14 protein-coding genes are annotated in these 17,591 nt (G+C 63.3%); 9 read left to right on the forward strand and 5 right to left on the reverse strand.

Going from position 1 to position 17,591, the window contains the following annotated elements; genetic code table 11:
• Window positions 1–92: 92 nt before the first annotated feature.
• Genes BR47_RS0104150 through BR47_RS0104170 form a run of 5 tightly spaced genes read left to right on the forward strand, consistent with a single transcriptional unit; the run spans window position 93 to window position 5,317 of the window.
• On the forward strand, window positions 93–1,736 hold the full coding sequence (locus BR47_RS0104150) for an AMP-dependent synthetase/ligase (RefSeq protein WP_029118683.1): 1,644 nt from the start codon (window positions 93–95) through the stop codon (window positions 1,734–1,736).
• A complete protein-coding gene (locus tag BR47_RS0104155; protein WP_029118684.1) occupies window positions 1,733–2,527 on the forward strand; it encodes a crotonase/enoyl-CoA hydratase family protein in 795 nt (264 codons plus the stop codon). Before BR47_RS0104150 ends, BR47_RS0104155 begins: the two co-directional genes overlap by 4 nt.
• Window positions 2,524–3,687, forward strand: a complete 1,164-nt coding sequence (locus BR47_RS0104160; RefSeq protein ID WP_029118685.1) for a thiolase family protein — start codon at window positions 2,524–2,526, stop codon at window positions 3,685–3,687. Before BR47_RS0104155 ends, BR47_RS0104160 begins: the two co-directional genes overlap by 4 nt.
• On the forward strand, window positions 3,687–4,088 hold the full coding sequence (locus BR47_RS29675) for a Zn-ribbon domain-containing OB-fold protein (RefSeq protein ID WP_036426698.1): 402 nt from the start codon (window positions 3,687–3,689) through the stop codon (window positions 4,086–4,088). Before BR47_RS0104160 ends, BR47_RS29675 begins: the two co-directional genes overlap by 1 nt.
• Window positions 4,085–5,317 (forward strand): cytochrome P450, encoded by a 1,233-nt coding sequence (locus BR47_RS0104170; protein WP_029118686.1) that lies wholly within the window; start codon window positions 4,085–4,087, stop codon window positions 5,315–5,317. Before BR47_RS29675 ends, BR47_RS0104170 begins: the two co-directional genes overlap by 4 nt.
• A 71-nt stretch (window positions 5,318–5,388) precedes the next feature.
• On the opposite strand, the gene BR47_RS29680 is transcribed toward BR47_RS0104170, so the two are convergent.
• The gene (locus BR47_RS29680) at window positions 5,389–6,552 is read right to left on the reverse strand and encodes a LuxR C-terminal-related transcriptional regulator (RefSeq protein WP_141772178.1); all 1,164 of its coding nucleotides are present in this window, start codon (window positions 6,550–6,552) and stop codon (window positions 5,389–5,391) included.
• Between the two features lie 667 nt (window positions 6,553–7,219).
• On the opposite strand from BR47_RS29680, the gene BR47_RS29685 reads away from it, so the two are divergent.
• Complete coding sequence (locus BR47_RS29685; RefSeq protein WP_081831195.1) at window positions 7,220–7,990, forward strand: enoyl-CoA hydratase/isomerase family protein; 771 nt, start codon at window positions 7,220–7,222, stop codon at window positions 7,988–7,990.
• Between the two features lie 146 nt (window positions 7,991–8,136).
• Here BR47_RS29685 and BR47_RS0104185 read toward each other — a convergent pair whose 3' ends face one another.
• Complete coding sequence (locus BR47_RS0104185) at window positions 8,137–9,741, reverse strand: AMP-binding protein (protein WP_036426700.1); 1,605 nt, start codon at window positions 9,739–9,741, stop codon at window positions 8,137–8,139.
• A gap of 742 nt (window positions 9,742–10,483) precedes the next feature.
• Here BR47_RS0104185 and BR47_RS0104200 point away from each other — a divergent pair.
• On the forward strand, window positions 10,484–11,302 hold the full coding sequence (locus BR47_RS0104200; protein ID WP_029118688.1) for an HpcH/HpaI aldolase/citrate lyase family protein: 819 nt from the start codon (window positions 10,484–10,486) through the stop codon (window positions 11,300–11,302).
• 3 nt (window positions 11,303–11,305) lie between these two features.
• Here BR47_RS0104200 and BR47_RS0104205 read toward each other — a convergent pair whose 3' ends face one another.
• Window positions 11,306–11,545 carry a hypothetical protein gene (locus BR47_RS0104205; RefSeq protein ID WP_020100043.1) on the reverse strand — a complete coding sequence of 80 codons (240 nt, stop codon included), beginning with the start codon at window positions 11,543–11,545 and terminating at the stop codon, window positions 11,306–11,308.
• Window positions 11,546–11,916: 371 nt separating this feature from the next.
• Between BR47_RS0104205 and BR47_RS0104210 the strand changes: the two genes are divergently transcribed.
• A complete protein-coding gene (locus tag BR47_RS0104210) occupies window positions 11,917–12,174 on the forward strand; it encodes a DUF3297 family protein (RefSeq protein ID WP_029104881.1) in 258 nt (85 codons plus the stop codon).
• Between the two features lie 9 nt (window positions 12,175–12,183).
• Window positions 12,184–13,359 carry a damage-control phosphatase ARMT1 family protein gene (locus BR47_RS0104215; RefSeq protein WP_029118689.1) on the forward strand — a complete coding sequence of 392 codons (1,176 nt, stop codon included), beginning with the start codon at window positions 12,184–12,186 and terminating at the stop codon, window positions 13,357–13,359.
• A 5-nt stretch (window positions 13,360–13,364) separates the two neighbouring features.
• Here the strand turns inward: BR47_RS0104215 and BR47_RS0104220 are convergent, their stop codons facing one another.
• Window positions 13,365–14,357 (reverse strand): peptidoglycan-binding domain-containing protein, encoded by a 993-nt coding sequence (locus BR47_RS0104220; RefSeq protein ID WP_141772177.1) that lies wholly within the window; start codon window positions 14,355–14,357, stop codon window positions 13,365–13,367.
• 131 nt (window positions 14,358–14,488) lie between these two features.
• Window positions 14,489–17,506 carry a patatin-like protein gene (locus BR47_RS0104230; RefSeq protein WP_029118690.1) on the reverse strand — a complete coding sequence of 1,006 codons (3,018 nt, stop codon included), beginning with the start codon at window positions 17,504–17,506 and terminating at the stop codon, window positions 14,489–14,491.
• Between the last annotated feature and the right edge of the window lie 85 nt (window positions 17,507–17,591).

Consider the following 17,591-nt stretch of genomic DNA (forward strand, 5'->3'; position numbering starts at 1 on the left):
GAAATTCCCTCCGCTGATCTATCCGGTGAGTTCGAGGCGAAGCCTTACAGCCGTCTCTTGACTACGACACCGAATTGACGAAGGACCACGAAATGCCACAACCTCAGACCTGGCCGGAAGCCTTTCAACAGACCGTCGCCGCACGTGGCGATGCCGTCGCGCTACGCACGGCAGACGGGGCACTGACCTTCACCTGGCGTCAGTACGCCGATGAGGTGCGACGGATCGCGGGCGGGCTGGCGGCCCTCGGCCTGCAGCGTGGTGACACATTCGCGGCATTACTCACCAACCGGCCGGAATTCAACCTCACTGAAACCGCAGCTTGCCACCTCGGGGTGGCCACTTACTCGATCTACAACACCTGCTCCGTCGAGCAGATCGAATACCTGCTCGGCGACGCGGAAACCCGCGTGGTCGTGACCGAGCGCCAATACGTCGAGAAACTGAGGTCGGCTCGGACACCTATCGAGCACATCCTCGTTATCGAGGATGGCGACGTGGATCGACTGCAGCCCGCGCACGATTTTGATTTCGACACCGCCTGGCAGTCAGTGCAACGCGACGATGTGTTGTGCCTGATCTATACCTCGGGTACCACCGGTCCGCCGAAGGGGGTCGAACATACCCACCGGAGTGCTTTGTCGATGGCCGCGGCCGTGAATGCGTTCTATCCGTACGCATCCGCCGACACATTCATCTCGTACCTTCCCGCCGCGCATGCCGCTGACCGGTTCTTCACGCACTATTTCGGCGTATTGGCCGGGATCGAGGTGGTCACGCTGGCCGATGCCAAGCTGCTGTCCACCGTCTTGCCGCAGGTACGCCCGTCGCTGTTCATCGCGGTCCCCCGCGTATGGGAAAAGCTCAAATCCGGTGTTCAGCTGCAGCTTCAGTCTGACGACCGCCTCAGCGCCGCGTTTGATGCCGGCGCTCCCCAAGTGATCGACGCGATCAGGGCGAAGCTCGGGCTGGACCGGGTCAAATGGGCATTGTCGGGCGCCGCGGCGATCGCACCGGATGACTTCGCCTTCATACAGAAATTGGGTATCCCGGTCAGCGAGATGTGGGGCATGTCCGAGTGCGGTCTCGGCACGGGCGCCCCGCCTTCGATGGCTAGACAGGGCACAGTCGGGATGGCTCCGCCGGGAGCTGAGCTGCGGATCGCCGAGGACGGCGAACTGCTGTTGCGCGCGCCGTCGTTGATGAAGGGTTACCGCAACGATCCCGCGAAGACCGCGGAGGCGATCGACGCCGACGGATGGCTGCATTCGGGAGACATCGCTGAGATCGACGATGAGGGCTATGTGCGGATCGTCGACCGCAAGAAGGAACTCATCATCAACGCGGCCGGTAAGAACATGTCGCCGGCCAATATCGAAGGTGCCATCGCGTCGTCGTCGCCACTGCTGGGCCCGGTGGTCGCCATTGGGGACGGCCGACCGTACAACGTGGCTCTCATTACCCTCGACGCGGATGCGGCCGCGGCGTTCGCCGCGGAGCGGGACATCAGCCCGGATCCTGCAGTGCTTGCCGAGGACCCGGTGATCCGTGCCGCAGTCGAGAAGGCGGTCGAAGCCGGAAACATGAAGCTTGCGCGCGTCGAGCAGATCAAGCGGTTCACCATCCTGCCGACCTACTTTGTCCCCGGCAGCGATGAGCTGACGCCGACATCGAAGCTCAAGCGCAAACCGATTGCTGTGAAGTACGCCGTCCAGATCGAGGAGCTCTACACATGACCGCTGACGCGCCTCCCGCCCTGTTGAACAGGGTTGGCCACGTGGCCGTCATCACGCTGAACCGTCCGCACGCCATGAACGCGATCACCGCGGAGATGTCGCTGGCCGTTCAAGACGCGATTGATGAACTGCTGACCGACCCGGACCTGCGCGTTGGCATCCTGACCGGCGCCGGTGATCGTGCTTTCAGTGCTGGGGCAGACCTCAAGGAGGTGGCTGCCGGCCGGCCACTTGTCGACCGATCGCAACGGGAGCGCGGTTTCGGCGGATTCCTCAAGTCGGGCCTCGGCAAACCATTGATCGCAGCGGTTAATGGCTATGCGCTCGGCGGGGGCACCGAGCTCCTCCTTGCCTGCGACTTGGCGGTGATGAGCGAAACTGCAACTCTGGGTTTGCCGGAAGTCACGCGGGGCATCATCGCCGCCGGCGGCGGCTTATTGCGGCTGTCCAAACGGATCCCGCTGTCGATCGCGTTGGAGATGTCCCTGACCGGAGCGCCGATGTCCGCATCCGAGGCCCTGCGCTGGGGCTTGGTCAATCGCGTTGTCCCACAAGAGCAGGTTCTTGATGCGGCATTGGAACTAGCAGGCGTCATTGCCGCGAATGCTCCGCTGGCCGTCCAGGCGAGCAAGCGGGTGACCTACGCTTCGCGCGACGCCGGATCGGATTTCGAAGCGGATGCCTGGGCGCTGTCCGATGCGGAGGCCAAGACAGTGATGCGCACCGCTGACGCCAAGGAAGGGCCACGAGCTTTCGTCGAAAAGCGCGCACCGGTCTGGAGCGGGTCGTGACCGCCGCCATTGCCGGACTCGGACTGACCGAAGTCGGTAAAGTGTACGGGCGCAGCGCCACTGACCTGGCGGCCGAAGCGGTCCGGCTGGCCGTGGCCGACTCCGGGTTGGATTTGTCCGATGTGGATGGCCTGCTGGTCACTCCAGGTACGCAGGGCGCACCGAAACTGTCCTTGCAGAAGGTCCTCGGGCTCCGTGACCTGACCTTGCTCGCCGAAATTTCGGTGCTCGGTGCGAGCCCCGCGGTGATGATCGCCTATGCCGCAGCCGCGGTCGCGGCCGGAGAGGCGTCGACGGTGGCGTGCGTCTTCGCTGATGCGCCACTCAAGCCGAAAGGCTCTGGCCGGGATGCGTTCGGGTCGGCGCGTTCGGGAAACTTCAAGGGCCCCAGCGGTTTCGCCGGATACCATGCGGGCATCGGCATGGTGACCCCGAACCTGTTCTATGCACTGGCTGCCCAACGCCATTTTTCCGCTTTCGGCACCACGAGCGAGCAACTCGGCTCCATCGCGGTTGCGCAACGCTCCTGGGCCGCATTGAATCCGAACGCCCAACATCGCGACCTGATATCGCTTGGGCAACATCAGGATTCGCCAATGATTGCCGAGCCACTGCATCTACTGGATATCTGCCTGGTATCCAACGGGGCCGCGGCCGTCATCGTGACCAGTGCAGAGCGTGCCCGTGACCTCGCACAGCCTGCCGTCGACATTCTCGGGTGGAGTCAAGCACACCCCGGTCGAATCATGGAGCGCAACAGCGATTTTGGGATACGCACCGGCGCTGCTGTAGCCGGGCCGGCTGCCCTGCGCATGGCGGGGCTCACCACCAAGGATGTCGATATGTTGCAGTTGTACGACTGCTATACCTTCACAGTCCTGGTGACGCTGGAGGATTACGGGTTCTGCGGAAAGGGCGAGGGAGGCGCATTCGTGGCCGATGGAGCACTTGGGCCTGCTGGCACGTTGCCGTGTAACACCGGTGGCGGCCAGCTGTCAGCCTTCTATCTCTCGGGATTCACACCAGTGGTCGAAGCGGTGGCACAGGGCCGCGGAACCGCCGGCGCTCGTCAAGTGAGCAAACGTGACGTCATCATGGTCAGTGGTAACGGTGGGGTACTGGAACATCATGCGACGCTGATTCTGGGCGGGGCACAGTGATGACTGATTGGCCGTCCATTGTGGGTGACGCGAAGAGCGGCGAGTTCTTCGCTGCCGCCTCCGACGACCGTCTACTGCTGAAGACCTGTGTGGCCTGCGCGCACGCGCTCGCCCCTGAGGCCCAGTTGTGCACGGCATGCGGTGGCACAGAACTGTCGTGGGCTCCCGCCTCCGGAACAGGTGTTCTGGTGTCGTGGACCGTCGTGCACCGGGCGCCCAGTCGGGCCTACTCTGACGTGGTGCCCTACACCGCAGGCATCGTCGAACTGGACGAGGGCCCTTGGTTGTACGCCCGAATCGTCACCAACGCACCCCGCACAGGCATGAAACTGCATACGGAGTTCGTTCACCCGGAGGACGGCGAAAGCTATCCCGTGTTTGTCGAGGCGGTAACACAATGAGTGAATTGGATCTAGGGAATCCCGCCACGTACGAGCACGGCTATCCACACGAGCTCTTCAGCCGGTTGCGGCGAGAGGATCCCGTGGCGTGGTCGGCAGAACCGGCCGACGGCGCCTTCCCCGGCGGGCCTGGCTTCTGGGTGGTTACCCGTCACGCGGATGTCGTTACGGCGGGTAAACGGCCCGATGTGTTCAGTTCGTATGAGGGTGGCACATTCATCCGCGATAGTCCGCCGCACCTGCTGCGAGAAGCGCGCAAGGCGATGCTGAACCAGGACCCACCCGAACACGCGACGATGCGGCGGATCGTGGGCAAGGCGTTCACTCCCAGGGTGGTGCGCGACATGGCCGCGTCGATGGAGACACACGCCCGGAATATCGTGGAGTCGCTTGAGCCCGACCGCGAGTTCGATCTCGTCGACCGGTTCTCGGCCGAGATGCCGATCTTGGTACTGGCCGATTTACTCGGTGTGCCGTCCAGTGATCGCCGGCTGCTGTACGAGTGGACAAACCAGATGGTCGGCGGCGGTGACCCGGCAGCGATCACCAATCCGGCGTCGTACGCCAAAGCGTTTGTTGAACTGTTCGCCTACGCGGAGGAGTTGACTGCACAGAAACGCGCCAATCCTGGCGAGGACCTGTGGAGCACTGTGGTCAACGCGGAGGTCGACGGTGAACGCCTCGATGATGAGTCACTGCGCAGGTTCTTCCAGCTGCTCGTGATCGCCGGCAACGAGACGACACGGAATCTGCTGACGGGTTTTGTCCTGCTCATGGCCCAGCACCCCGATCAACTTCGGTTGCTGCGGGAGGATAAAGAGCTGTGGCCCAACGCAATTGAAGAAGTGTTGCGGTACCACTCACCGGTGACACAATTCCGCCGTACGGCCATTGCCGATTTCGAGCTCAGCGGCCGGCAGATCAAGGCCGGTGACAAAGTCGTTCTGAGCTTCGCCTCGGCGAACCGTGACGAGGACGTCTTTGAGGACGCGCAAAAGTTCGATATCACCCGTGCCGATAATCCGCATCTGGCATTCGGTGCGGGCCAACATTTCTGTCTTGGCAATGCGGTCGCGCGTGCTGAAGCGAGGACGATCTTGCCGGTGCTGTACCAGCGCTTCGGACAGATTCAGATCACGGGCGAGCCCGTACTACAGCGTTCCAGCTTCATCAACGGCATCGAGGCTTTGCCTGTACAGGTTTCGGTCAATGCAGAGGTATCTGCATAGCGCCCTGGACCACCGCAGAGCGATGCCGCACATCGCCGCCGCCGGAGAATCGGAGCGGATCGAACGCCAGATCAGCTCCGCCCGTGCAGCATTCGGGTGTACTGGGATACTGCTTCGGCTCGGTTGGCGGCTTTGAGCTTTCGCAAGACCTGGCGTACATGAGCTTTGACGGTGCCTTCGGAAACGATGAGGCGATCAGCGATCTGCTTGTTTGTGTCCCCGTGTGCCATCAGTTCGATGATCTCGATTTCGCGGCGAGTGAGCAGCTCGTGGATCGCTGAGAGTGGTGCGGCGAAAGTGGCCACTCGGGGTACCCGGGCAGTCGATAGTTCGCCGCCGTAAGCGCTGATGATCTGCAGGTCCGCCTCGCGCAACTGTTCGAGGACGGCGTCAGTGGAGCGCATGAGCTCGCGCATTCGCTCGCCATGTTCGTAGAGACGTTCCACCAGGATGGTACGTTCCAGCGCGTACCCGTAGCCCTCGGCAAAGGCCCACAGAATGTCACGGTCGACGATGTCCACGGTGGATCCATGTGAGGCGTGCAGAAACCCGATGACCCTGCCTTCGGGCATGATCGGTGCTGCGACATACGAGGGAGCACCGGCCATCCGCAAGTGCTCGCTGGTGACCCGTGGGTCGTTGTACGCGTCGTGCACGATCAATGCCGAGCGGCGCCGCACCATCTCGGTCTCGATGAGTGACGCGTCCAGGTGCACGGGCATGCTGTTGAGCATGATGTCTTTGAATGTTTGTTCCCAGTCCGGTTTTTCGGCGTGGAAGCCACTTACCGGCAGAACTCTGCCGCCTTCGTCGACTCTCATCAGCGTGGCGATCTTGAAGCCGCATTGTTCGCAAAGCGTGCGAGGTGCGCGTGCCATCATCTCGTCTGTCGACCGCACCGCACGCAACTTGCCGAGTGCGAGTTGGACATTGCTCAGTCCGTTGAGTCGGCGGTCAAGGGTTCCGGTGACCATTTCCTGGCGGATCTCGGAAAGCTCGAAGGCTCGCAGCGCGAGTCCGCCGACGTCGTCGGAGGGCTGCCGCTCGGCCAGTGCATCCCGCAGCAGGTTCAGGGTGTCATCGACAAGCTGCTCGACAACGGCGTCGTCCAACTCTCCGTTGGGCAGCTCGACTGCTGCATCCAGCTCGCGGTGGGCGGCTGTGATTGCAGTGATCGCCCTGCCTGTGATGGTTCTGGCTCTCTGGTGCTGAGCATTCACTGCGGTGCCTTTCATGGTCGCCACGCCTCATTGAGCGATCCGTGCCCGGTGCTTGCAGAAGCAGGATGCAACAAAAGGGGATCGAGCGTGTCCGATATGTCTAATCGCCTCTGTCGTTCGGCCAATCATGGCGCTGGCGACCTTGGCTGGGTGAGGGTTGTCGTCGCACACTTGGGAGCGTGAACGTCGGCTGGTCTCACGTCATGGGCAACGATTCCATATCTCGTTCGCGCAAGGCAATTTCTGGTCTGGTGCAATGCGATTGAGTTGCCTTACATGAGTAGACGACCCGCGCATGCCGGCAAGGTTTCTGACATCGGATCCTGGACGTGGCGGATCATTGGTTGGCGCAACACCGCGATGAAGTTTGGAATCGGAATCCGTTGTGCGACTCACGATATGTTGGCGGCGACCGGTGTCAAGGAGCTGGAGACCGAGGTATGGCCCATTGCGAGCCTGCGGGAATTCGTCGGGAGACTCGGTCGGCCTGACCACGTGCGCGAGATTCCAGCCCGGGTGAGCTTGGATCTCGAGGCAAATCTCCCGGTCAAACGTGGCTGTCTACCTGCGGCCGGGTGTCGGGGCGGTCCCCGCAGTTGGGCCGCAGGCCTGCTCGGAACCTGTGTGGGTCCGGGGCCGAACAACACACGACGTCACACTTGATACGAAACGAAAGGGCGCTATGGACGCCGATGAAGTTCTTGTAGAACATCCTTGTGACGGCGTGGCCGTCATCAAGTTCAACCGTCCCGAACGATTGAACGCTGTTCGCCCGTCGACGGTTTCGGCTTTTGCTGAGACCGTGGCTCGCATCGCTGCCGATACGTCGATCCGAGCGGTGATTCTCACAGGTGCCGGACGTGGATTCTGTTCGGGCGTGGACTTGTCCGCCACGGCGGAATTCCCACCGCAGGATGTTCTTGTCGCGACGGAATGGATGCGGGAGCTGTTTGCCGGCGCGCTCGCTTGGAGCCGCCTACCGCAGCCCACAATCGCCGTGGTCAACGGTCCCGCGATCGGCGGCGGCTTCGGCTTCGCCATGGCCTGTGACATCCGTATCGCGTCGCCGCAGGCGCGATTCGCCGCGACCTTCGTCAATATCGCGATGGGCGCTGATGCCGGCTTGTCGCATACTCTGCCGCTCATCGTCGGTCACGCCACAGCGCTGGAGCTCTTGCTCACCGCTCAAACGGTGGACGCCGACGAAGCGCTACAGCTGGGCATGGTGTCCCAGGTTACTGACGATCCGATGACCATGGCGATCGCGTTGGCGCAGCGCTTCGCCGCTGTGCCGGGACACCTGAGCCGCGGAATAAAGGCCACACTTCAGCGATCGGCAGAGGTGGACCTGCCTACTGCGATTTCCGACGTTGAAGTGCGCGCGCAGGCCGAATTCTTCTGTCACCCTGACTTTTTCGCCAATGCAGCACGCTGGCTCAACGCCCACGCCTAGGAGGCACGTTACCGTTTGAATCATGGGGCGACGGCGTTGATCACGCTATCGCGCCCGCGGCTGGCGCGCCGGGTGCCGCGTTCAACGACGTTGCGGCCCTTGCCTGGCAGCCCAAACGAGTCCCTCAAACCGGCGACCAGACCGCCTTAGCTTGGATCGCTCTCGCGTACCGCCGTCGCGGCAGCCCAACGATAGTCGGGTTTGCCGTTGGCGTGCCGACGCACAGCGTCGACCTCGATGAACTGCTTGGGCACCTTGTAGCCGGCCAGGCTCACTCGGCACAGCGCCTTCAGGTCTGCAGACTCGACGTTGTCGGCCGTCTGCACGAGTGCGACGACTTCTTGCCCCCAGACGTCGCTGTGCCGACCGACAACCAGGGCGTCGAGCACTCCTGGTAACGAGCGGACGACGGCTTCGACTTCGTCGGCGTAGACCTTTTCGCCGCCGGTATTGATCGTCGTGGCGTCACGACCCAGAAACTCGATGTCACCGTCGGGTAGGAGTCGAGCCCGGTCTCCAGGAACCGAGTAGCGCTTACCGTCCACGGTGACAAAGGTGCCTGCGGTCTTTTCTGCGTCATCGAGATACCCCAGGGGAATCGCACCGCCCGATGCCAGCCAGCCGATCTCATCGTTTCCGGGCGCCAACAGATGGGTCCGATCTTCCGACAACACGACCGCTCCGCGACCCGAACCGATTCGAGTGCCTGTGTCGCCGCCTTTGCTGCCAACCATGCCTTCGGAGGACGCCACCAGATCAGTGACGCGCACCTGAGGCACCAGCTCGCGTAGCCGGTCTTTGAGCTGTGGACGAAGTGCGGCACCGGCGCTCACGATCAGCTGCAAATCCGGCAGGTTGACGCCACGTTCTTCGAGATCGGCGACGATCGGAGCAGCGAACGCGTCGCCGACGATGCACAGCGACGTTACGCGTTGGCACGCAAGGGTATCCACCAATACGCGGGCATTGAACCGTTCCGGCTCAGGCTGAATGACCACAGTCGCTCCGCCTAGCCAGCCTCCCATAGCCACTGCCATGCCGGCACCGTGCATCAGGGGCGGCGCGGGAAGGACTCGACCGCGAAGCGTCTTGGCCCTCGCGACCGCGTCAGCCAGATTCAGCGGACGTCCGTCTTTGGCTCGAACGCCGAACGGTCCGCTCACCATGTCGCCGCTGCGCCAGATCACGCCTTTGGGCTTGCCGGTGGTCCCACCTGTGTAGAGCAGGTTCCGATCATCCGGTGACGGGGCGAATACTTCCGGTTCCGTGGTTTCGATCGCCGCCGTGTAATCGAGAGCGCCATCGAGCAGTTTGCCGCCGACTTGCACCAACAGCGGTCGGTGAGAAAGCGAAGGCAGGACCTCCGCGACGATCGGGGCGAAGTCAGCTCCATATATGAGTGCCTTCGGGTTCGCGTCGCGGAGCAGGTAGGTCAATTCGTCTGCTGTGTACCGGTAGTTGATATTGAACGGCACTGCCGATGCCTTGAACGCGCCGAGAAGTGACTCCAGATACTCAGTGCTGTTGTACAGGAGGATCCCGACGTGGTCCTGCCCCGTTTGCCATGGCGGACAGGGCGACGAGGCGCGCGGCCCTCCAATGCCGTTGTTGCGCAATACAGCAGCTAAACGGCGGGTGCGATCGGTCGTTTGTTCCCAGGTCCAAGTGCGGTCGGCGATGATGCACGGAGCGTCGGCGAACTCGGCAGCGAGGCCTTCGTGCAGCGTGGCGATGTCCAGTTGTATCGTCATGCCGCGCCATCGAGTGGGTAGCGGCGGTCAGATTCGAGCGCACCGACCGGACAATCGTGGTGAGCTGCCCGGTTGTCATCGACGTTGTCGCCGGTGTGCGTACCGGTCGCGCTTGCGTTCATCAGGTCTAGCTGAACAAGGTCGCCTCCCGAGATCAATGTTCAAGAGCGACCGATGGCCAAACGGCCTAGATGATGTGGCAGGTCGGACATCACCAACAAGGCGATGGTAGTCACGCCGCCGAGGGTATCGATCTCCTTCGGGGAGCCGCCATTTTCATGCCGATTGCACGGATGTCGGCGCCGTCGACCGCCCTAGGCGGCACAGGCCCGGTCTGGACAGCCGGCAGCCACAAGTCGAAGACTATGGATATCGGCACAAGGCGCAACAATCGACCAGGGAGTGATGATGACGAGATACACCAGCGCATCCAGAACTTGGGATGGCGGTTGCGCCGAAGCTGAACGTGCGGGCGATCGGATGGGACCGGCCGTTTCTGCGTTTCCCGATAGCGACCTGGACGTACCGGTTCCGGCCAATCGATGAGGCGACGACCGCGGTCAGTGAGACCTGGGCGGTTGGCCCCCGGCCACGACCGGTAGTCGATGCAGTCAATCACTGGTCGGCGAACGGCCTGACGGGAGCTGAGATTCAGAGCAGGAACTTGGCCATCACATTGCGGAATCTGAAACAGCGACTCGAAGCCGACGACTAGATCTCGTTGTCCGGTTAGCCTGACGCCATGACCGTCAACTCGAAGGTTTCGCGCTCCTGGCAGCTCGTCAATCCGTCCCGCGAGCCCGATCTCGGGGCGCTCCTGTCGACGACGAAATCCGACGAGGTGATCCTCGATCTCGAGGACGCCGTCGCGCCCGACGAGAAAGAAGCGGCCCGGGACCGGGTCGTCGAATTCCTGAACTCCGGTGCCCAGACGTGGGTCCGGGTCAATGACGCGTCGAGTGATTTCTGGTCTGCCGACTGCCGCGCCCTGGCAGAGTGCCGCGGGCTCAAGGGCGTCGTGCTGGCCAAGACCGAGGGCGGAAATCACATGTGGGATACCGCGAACCGGCTCGGTGGCGAATCGCCGGTTATCGCGTTGATCGAAACCGCGCGCGGGCTGGCGCGTGTGCATGACATCGCCGCGGCGCGCCCGTGCTTCCGCATCGCGTTCGGCGTCAATGACTACACGCTGGACATCGGCGTCGAGCAGGACCCGTTGGCTCTGGCCTACAGCCGTTCCCAGCTGGTCGTCGCGTCGCGCGCAGCGCACATCCCGGGTCCGATCGACGGGCCCACCCGCGACCCGGATCAGCTCGCCGAGGGCGTTGCGCTCACCCGGCAGATGGGTATGACGGGCAAGCTCGCGCTGCGTTCGTCCGACGCCGACGTCATCAATTCCGGGCTGAGCCCGTCCGAATCGGACATCAGCTGGGCACGCGAGTTCGTCGAGCAGTTCAACGCCCGGGGCGGAAAACCCAAGGACGGCAGCGACTTACCCCGATTGAACCGCGCCAGGATCATCCTCGAGAGGGCACGCCAACTGCGGCTGATACCGAGCTGAACGTCAGGTCAGTGGTACCCATCCCCGCGGGTCGACGTCCGTGGGAACGGCACGGACGTAGAAGCAGTTGCTGAACCCGAGCGCACCTTCGCAATGGTTGAAGATGCCGTTGCCGTCGGCTTGCCCGTCGCAGTATCCACCCCAGGGGGTGTTGAAGCACTGTCCTGGTGTGGCGTTGGCTGCGCCGATGGGGCTGAGTGCGAGCGCCGCGGCGGCGACTGCGAATGCGAGTGCGATTTTCATCAGCCCATCCCTCCTTCTGCCATGAGGTTTGATCTGTCGCGAGGCGCTGGTCCGTTGCCGTCACCAGGCCCATATAGATTCCGATGGTAGGCCGACTTCCGGAGCGCTGGCACCGTTATGTGTGCAGGCGAACAGCCATCCCCAGCGGACTTCCGAGACGGGTGTGACACGTGAGGTCTATGGGGATTTTGTGAGTGCGCCAGCGAGCAATTGTTGGCGGCACCAACAGGTTTCGATGCGGCGGCATCTGCCGCACCATCCGCGGAGAGCTTGGGTCACGTCGCCCGCCAAGACCTACGCGGAACCCGTTCCGACGGGGTCGCGTACGTTCTTAGCGAAGAAGAATCCGTCAGCATTCAACGAAAGTGATCATGTCCGAGGACCAGAACACAGACGTTCCACCGAATCACCTCTCGATCGACCCGCGCAGCCCCTACTTCAACGAAGAGGCGCTCCTGCGCGACGTGGGTATCCGCTTCAATGGCGTCGAGCGAACCAACGTCGTCGAATACAACGTGGCCGAGGGCTGGGTGCGTGTGGAAGTTCCCACCGCCAAGGACCGCCGCGGAAACCCGATGGTCGTCAAGCAGAGCGGCACGGTTGAACCGTATTTCCGCATAGCGAAGTAGCGGACGCCCGTGGACACCACCGGCGCGCCCACGATCACCGCAGCGGTGCCGGGGTCCTTCGAGTGGGATGTGTTCCATGAGCGCCATCCGAAACTGATTCGGCAGGTACTGGACACCACGCCCTACACCTCGGCCGAGGAGGCGATGCTGCAGCGGCTCCTCGTCGAGAGCACCACCGGCGTCCTGGAGCCGTTGCCCGAGCATGCTCATGACCGCGACGATTGGCTCGCCTGGGGCGAGCACCTCTACGGACGGCCCTGGGGTGAAGTGCCGTTCCTCTGGAGCGAAAGCTACTTCTACCGCCGGCTGCTCGAGGCCGTCGGCTACTTCGGGGTCGGTGCCTGGCGCGGAGTCGACCCGTTCGCTCCGGTCAAGAACGCCGAGCTGACGGGGCCGGAGGTCGACGAAGAACTGAGCGCGTTCGCCGACCTGGCGGACGCGTTAGAGGAGCAGCAGCGCAAGGCGCTGCTGGTCGCCGCAGTTTGGGGCAACCGCGCCGATCTCAGCTTCCAGCTCCAAAAGAGCGCGGGCGCCGCGGACATGGGCTCGGAGGGCATCCTCGTCGACGACAGCGCCATGCTGTGGTCCGCGCTCCGATCGCAGGACAATCCGACCGTCTGCCTCGTCGCCGACAATGCCGGACGCGAGTTGCTGGCGGATCTTGTCCTGGCCGACAGCCTGCTCACCCAGCACCTCGCGGCCGAGATCGTGCTGTACGTCAAGCCGTATCCCTACTACGTGTCGGATGCGACGACGGTCGACGTCCTGGCCGTCATCCGACGCTTGCGGACCGACACCCGTCCGGAGATCGGGAAGATCGGTGACCGGCTTTGGGACGCGGTGCGCGGCGGCCGGCTCGCGGTCCGCACCCACCGGTTCTTCTGTGCCCCGCTGTCGTTCCATGACATGCCCGACGATCTCGCGGCCGAATTCGCCACCGCCACAATGACTGTGATGAAGGGCGACCTCAACTACCGGCGCTTGGTCGGCGACCGGTACTGGCCCGCCACAACACCGTTCGACCAGACCGTCGACTACTTTCCGTCTTCGGTCACGGCACTGCGGACCCTCAAATCGGAAGTTGTCGTCGGCCTGACGTCCGAGCAGCTTGCCGAACTCGATGCCACTGGACGGCGATGGCGGACCAGCGGTGGGTACGCGGTGATCCAAGCCCGGGTGGAGTAAGGGATTCAGACGACCACCGGACTGGGCTGAGGAGCCAGTACGGATCCGCTGATGAGTCGGTCCCGCATCCACCGCGTGCCGCCCTCGAGCTCGAACGGCGCATAGTGCGGGTTCGGGTTACTGGCCAGGAACACCGCGCCGCTGATCATCGCCTCGATAACGGCGAACGCCTCGCTGAAGGGCGCATGGAGCGTGAACGCGATCTGCCCCGCGAGCGAGAACGGGTTGCTGATCCAGTCGTTCATCACCGCCTCGTAAACGGCGGCTTTGACCGCGCTCGCCTGGTCGTCGCTGTTCTCGGCGAAAATGTCGCCTTCGCGGTAGACGTCCATCCAGTTGTCGGGCTTGGCGGGGAAACCGGGTAGCCCGAACCGCCGAATCGGGTCCAGGCCATGGGTGCCGGTCGCTGTCACCCGGGGTGTGGCCCACGGCGCGATGGAATCGGTCTGCCGGCACGGGTTGGCATATGCCAGAACGCCTTTGAGGTCAGGTGTGCGCCAGGCCAGTGGTTGCCCGGGCTGCAGGTACCGGAAGTAGAAGTACGAACCCACGATCGCGCCCTGCGAGTAGATGCCGAGCGACCATGGCGTGCCCTCCGGGAACGGCACGCCGTTGTCCATCTGAGTGGCGCCGAGCAGACGGGCGAGCTCGTTGATCCCGCTCTCGTTGTCGAACGGGAGTGCTCCGTTGTTGTAGCCGACGGGCTGGTGGTGGCAAAGGCCTGCGTTCTCAAGGATTGTTGCCGTGTCTGCCGCCGGTCCGCGGAACATGTCCGACAGGTGGCCCTCGACCGTGAACATGATGGGGCGCAGGTTCCGTGGCGGCGGCACGTAGTGGGCCGCCTGGGCGGTCACGTCGTCGAAGATGCCGGTCTGCGGCAGCCCGAGGCGCCGTTGCATCTCGGTGACGGCGGCGACGTCACTGTCGCCGTAAACCCGGTCTTTTGCGGGCGCGTACGCGCGGTACACGCGCTGGAACCAGGCTTGCCAGTATTCGATTTCTGTTCAGTGGGCTCCGGGCCCGTATGGTAGTGGCATTGGTGTGCTCCCTCCAGAAGCTTGACGGCTCGTTTGCCATGAAAATGGTTGACAGACAACGTGATTCAGAAGGCGCGAGATACGCCCTGTGATCATCTCGACAACGGACGGCTCGCGGACCGCGCCCTTAGAGCCCGTGGTGTGGCGAGCGATACGTGGAAGCGCCGAACCGATTCCGGTGCAGGACACGCGTCATCGTTGCGCGTGAGCGGGTCGGCGACACGGGCGAGTGACGGTCTGCTGGAGTGCTGCCACATTCCCAGAGCAATGAGATATGCGCCTGTCCCGCCGGCGACTAACAGACCCAACAGTCCCACGAGGATCGAGCCCTGCAGCGCGGTTGCCGCGCTGACAATGAGAAGTATTGCGCCGAGAGTGAGAAGCGATGCGCCGAGAATGATGATCCGGTGCGCGTCGCCTTTGGCCCACCATACGGCGCGATACGCACCCACGGTCATCATCCGTGTGACGTTCAGTGGTGGCTTGAGAACGCCTGGTAGCTGTTCGACGGAACCGGCCGCCGCGGTCACGGTGGCCACGGCTTTGGCGATGGTGCACGACATGAGTGGGGAGCCACCATCAGTGGCGAATGTCTCCGCGGCAATGGGATTTTCGGGCAGCAATCCGTATTTGGTAGATGCCGAGGCGGCCCGGACCGATTCGGCCCAGCCGAGAGTCGTTTCGGGGCTCCAGTCCGGGGGTTCTCCCGCTCGCGGGTCGAGTACGGCATCAGCGAGCGCATCCAGTTCCTCGTCGAGGACACTTCTCTGCCACGACTGCGCCAGCCACATGGATGTGTGGGGAAGGCTGGTCGGCATCGGCTGGTCTGGGTTGTCGAGGAATCGGAGTTCTGTGAGGACCGCGGCAGGCGCCGAGTTCGCGCTCGGAATGTCGGGCGCCCCGATCGCTCCGAGCTTGTCCACGAACCACTGCGCCCGGCTGACTGCCCCGTTGGCTTCGGGTGTTGGAACGATCCACTGCACGCGTCGTGGGTCGAGAAGGGCGTGTACCAGCCATCCCGCGCCGTCGAGCCGACCCCACATCCAGTCGTTGGCACGCCATGACCGTTTGTAGAAGGCGCCGAAGTGGTGGAACTGCATGCCGGTGAGTTTCTCGGTGGCCGTCTGAAAATCGGGCGCGAGTTGACAGCGGGTATCGGCGCTGACCTGGATCAGTTCCAGCGACTGCTCGACGTCCGCGTCGGTGGGGAGCATCGCCCGCTGGGTCGCGGCGAGGTTGAACAGCTTGGTGGCCACGGTTCCCGATGTGGATTCCTCCCCAAGATAGGTGAGATAGGTCTTCAGCTGGTTGAGGTGCTGACTATCAGGCGGGCGGACGGCGTCGGCTGCCCGCCTGATAGTCAGTGACTGCTTGGCAATGTCGTCCAGAGTGTTCCGTCCGTCAGCGATGGCGGAACCCATTTGCGCCCAGGCTGTTTCGTCGATTTCGAGGTGTTCGAGATAGGCCTTGGCGATTTCCTTGGCTGCCTCGTCCAGTGATCGGTTCCGGGTCTGTGTGTTGGTGCAGACCCTGGTGATGAGGTCGCCGAGGTCGAACGGTTCGGGCGGCGGGCACGCGTTGGAGATGCCGGCGGCGATTGTTGAGATGGCGGCCATTTCCTCTGGGGTCGTCGCGAGCTGGTAGGCGGCCCGGACGATGACGATGGCGCACGCCTTGGCAAGGTCGAAGGCCGGCCGCCCGTACCGTGCGAGTTCGGCTGTGCTGGTCGGAAGCGATCCGCCAGGGGACAACCAATGAGCCTTGATGGACTCGGTGATCGTTGTGCGGCAGAGGTTTTCGGCGTCGCCCCCGATCTTCAGATTTGCTTCCCAGCTCATGGGGATGCTCTGCGGTGAGCCGTTCGCCGCGGGCCACGTGCTGAGCTGGCGAAGCAGGGCGGCGGTGACGGCCTGCGCGTGTCGGGTGGCTTCTTGCTGCGCGTAGTCCGTCAGCAGCCGCGGGGTCAGCAGCGGCCTGTCGGACCCCAGATTGATGGCGAGCTGTGCGAGATGCAGTCTTGTGTTGGCGCGCGCGTGCATCCGGTCTTGGTGGGTGCGGATGGCACGGAGGTCGACGGAGATCGATTGCGACGTCATTGCGGTGAGGTCTTTGAGGAGCGCGTCGACGAGTCCGAGAGGTTCGTCGAGTCGATCTTGCGGAGCTTCCTCCACGGTTGGTGTCGGTCCCGAGGACGGCACGACGAACAGGAGGACCCGGCGGACCGGTCGTTGGGCGGGCCGATCGAAGATTCGTTGCAGCACAACGTCAATGGGCTGGTTGTCCAGCAATCCACCATCGGCGACCCAGTGCGGCCGGGTGAAGTTGGTGAAGCGTGCCATCGGCGGTCGGGCGGGCACGTCTCCCGACCTGACGGTTCCTTCTGTGAAGGGGATGAAGGAGGGCTCGAACGCGGCGGGGAACGAGGCGCTGCTGCGCGCGGCCAACGCGAGTGCAGACGCGGCATTGCCATTCGTGAGGTTCTGCTCGGTGAAGGTAAAGACGCCGCGCCGGTCGACGTCTTGGACCTGAGTACCGAAGGAGTCGGTGAACCTGCTGGTCTCGCCGTTGAGCAGTGTCGTCGTGATGTAGAGCGTCGTAGACGGCAGATCACCACTGCTTTGGGTCTGGAACGGCCCGTGCGTGAATGTCGGAATCTCGGCGTCGAGGCTCTTGAACATGCGTTCGTCGCCGTAGAGGAGCGACGGCGTGCTGGCATCTGTGGGATCGCGTAAAAGGTCGGTCAGCGCACCCAGGTCGAGCCAGAGTTCGCGGAGATTGCCCAGGTCGGCGCCTTTGACTCGGGACCAGGCGAGGAATGCTGCATTGATGCCGCCGGCGCTGGTTCCCGACAGAATGTCGACGTCGGCAACGACGTCGAGCAGATCGATCAGCTCGGCGTAGAGCTTGAGGGATGTTTCCGCCGCCGTGGTCAGCGTCGAGGCGGGAAGGTCACCGCCCCTCAGTCGCCACTCCGACGCCTGGGCAAGCAGATTGATCTCACGTGTCACCCCGGCCATCCAGATCGCGAGGCTGACACCGCCGGTCATCGTCGTCGCGAGGCGTAGTTCCTGGGTGGACTCCGACGCCTTGGACGGACTCTGAAACGCCATCGCGCACCTCCCTTTTGCTGGATTCGAAGCTAATGACGGTGGCGGGTGGCTGTATCGAGTAGTCGACTACTCGAATATGCGAATT

The organism is Mycobacterium sp. UNC410CL29Cvi84 (genome assembly GCF_000686745.1).
GTDB lineage: Bacteria > Actinomycetota > Actinomycetes > Mycobacteriales > Mycobacteriaceae > Mycobacterium > Mycobacterium mucogenicum_B.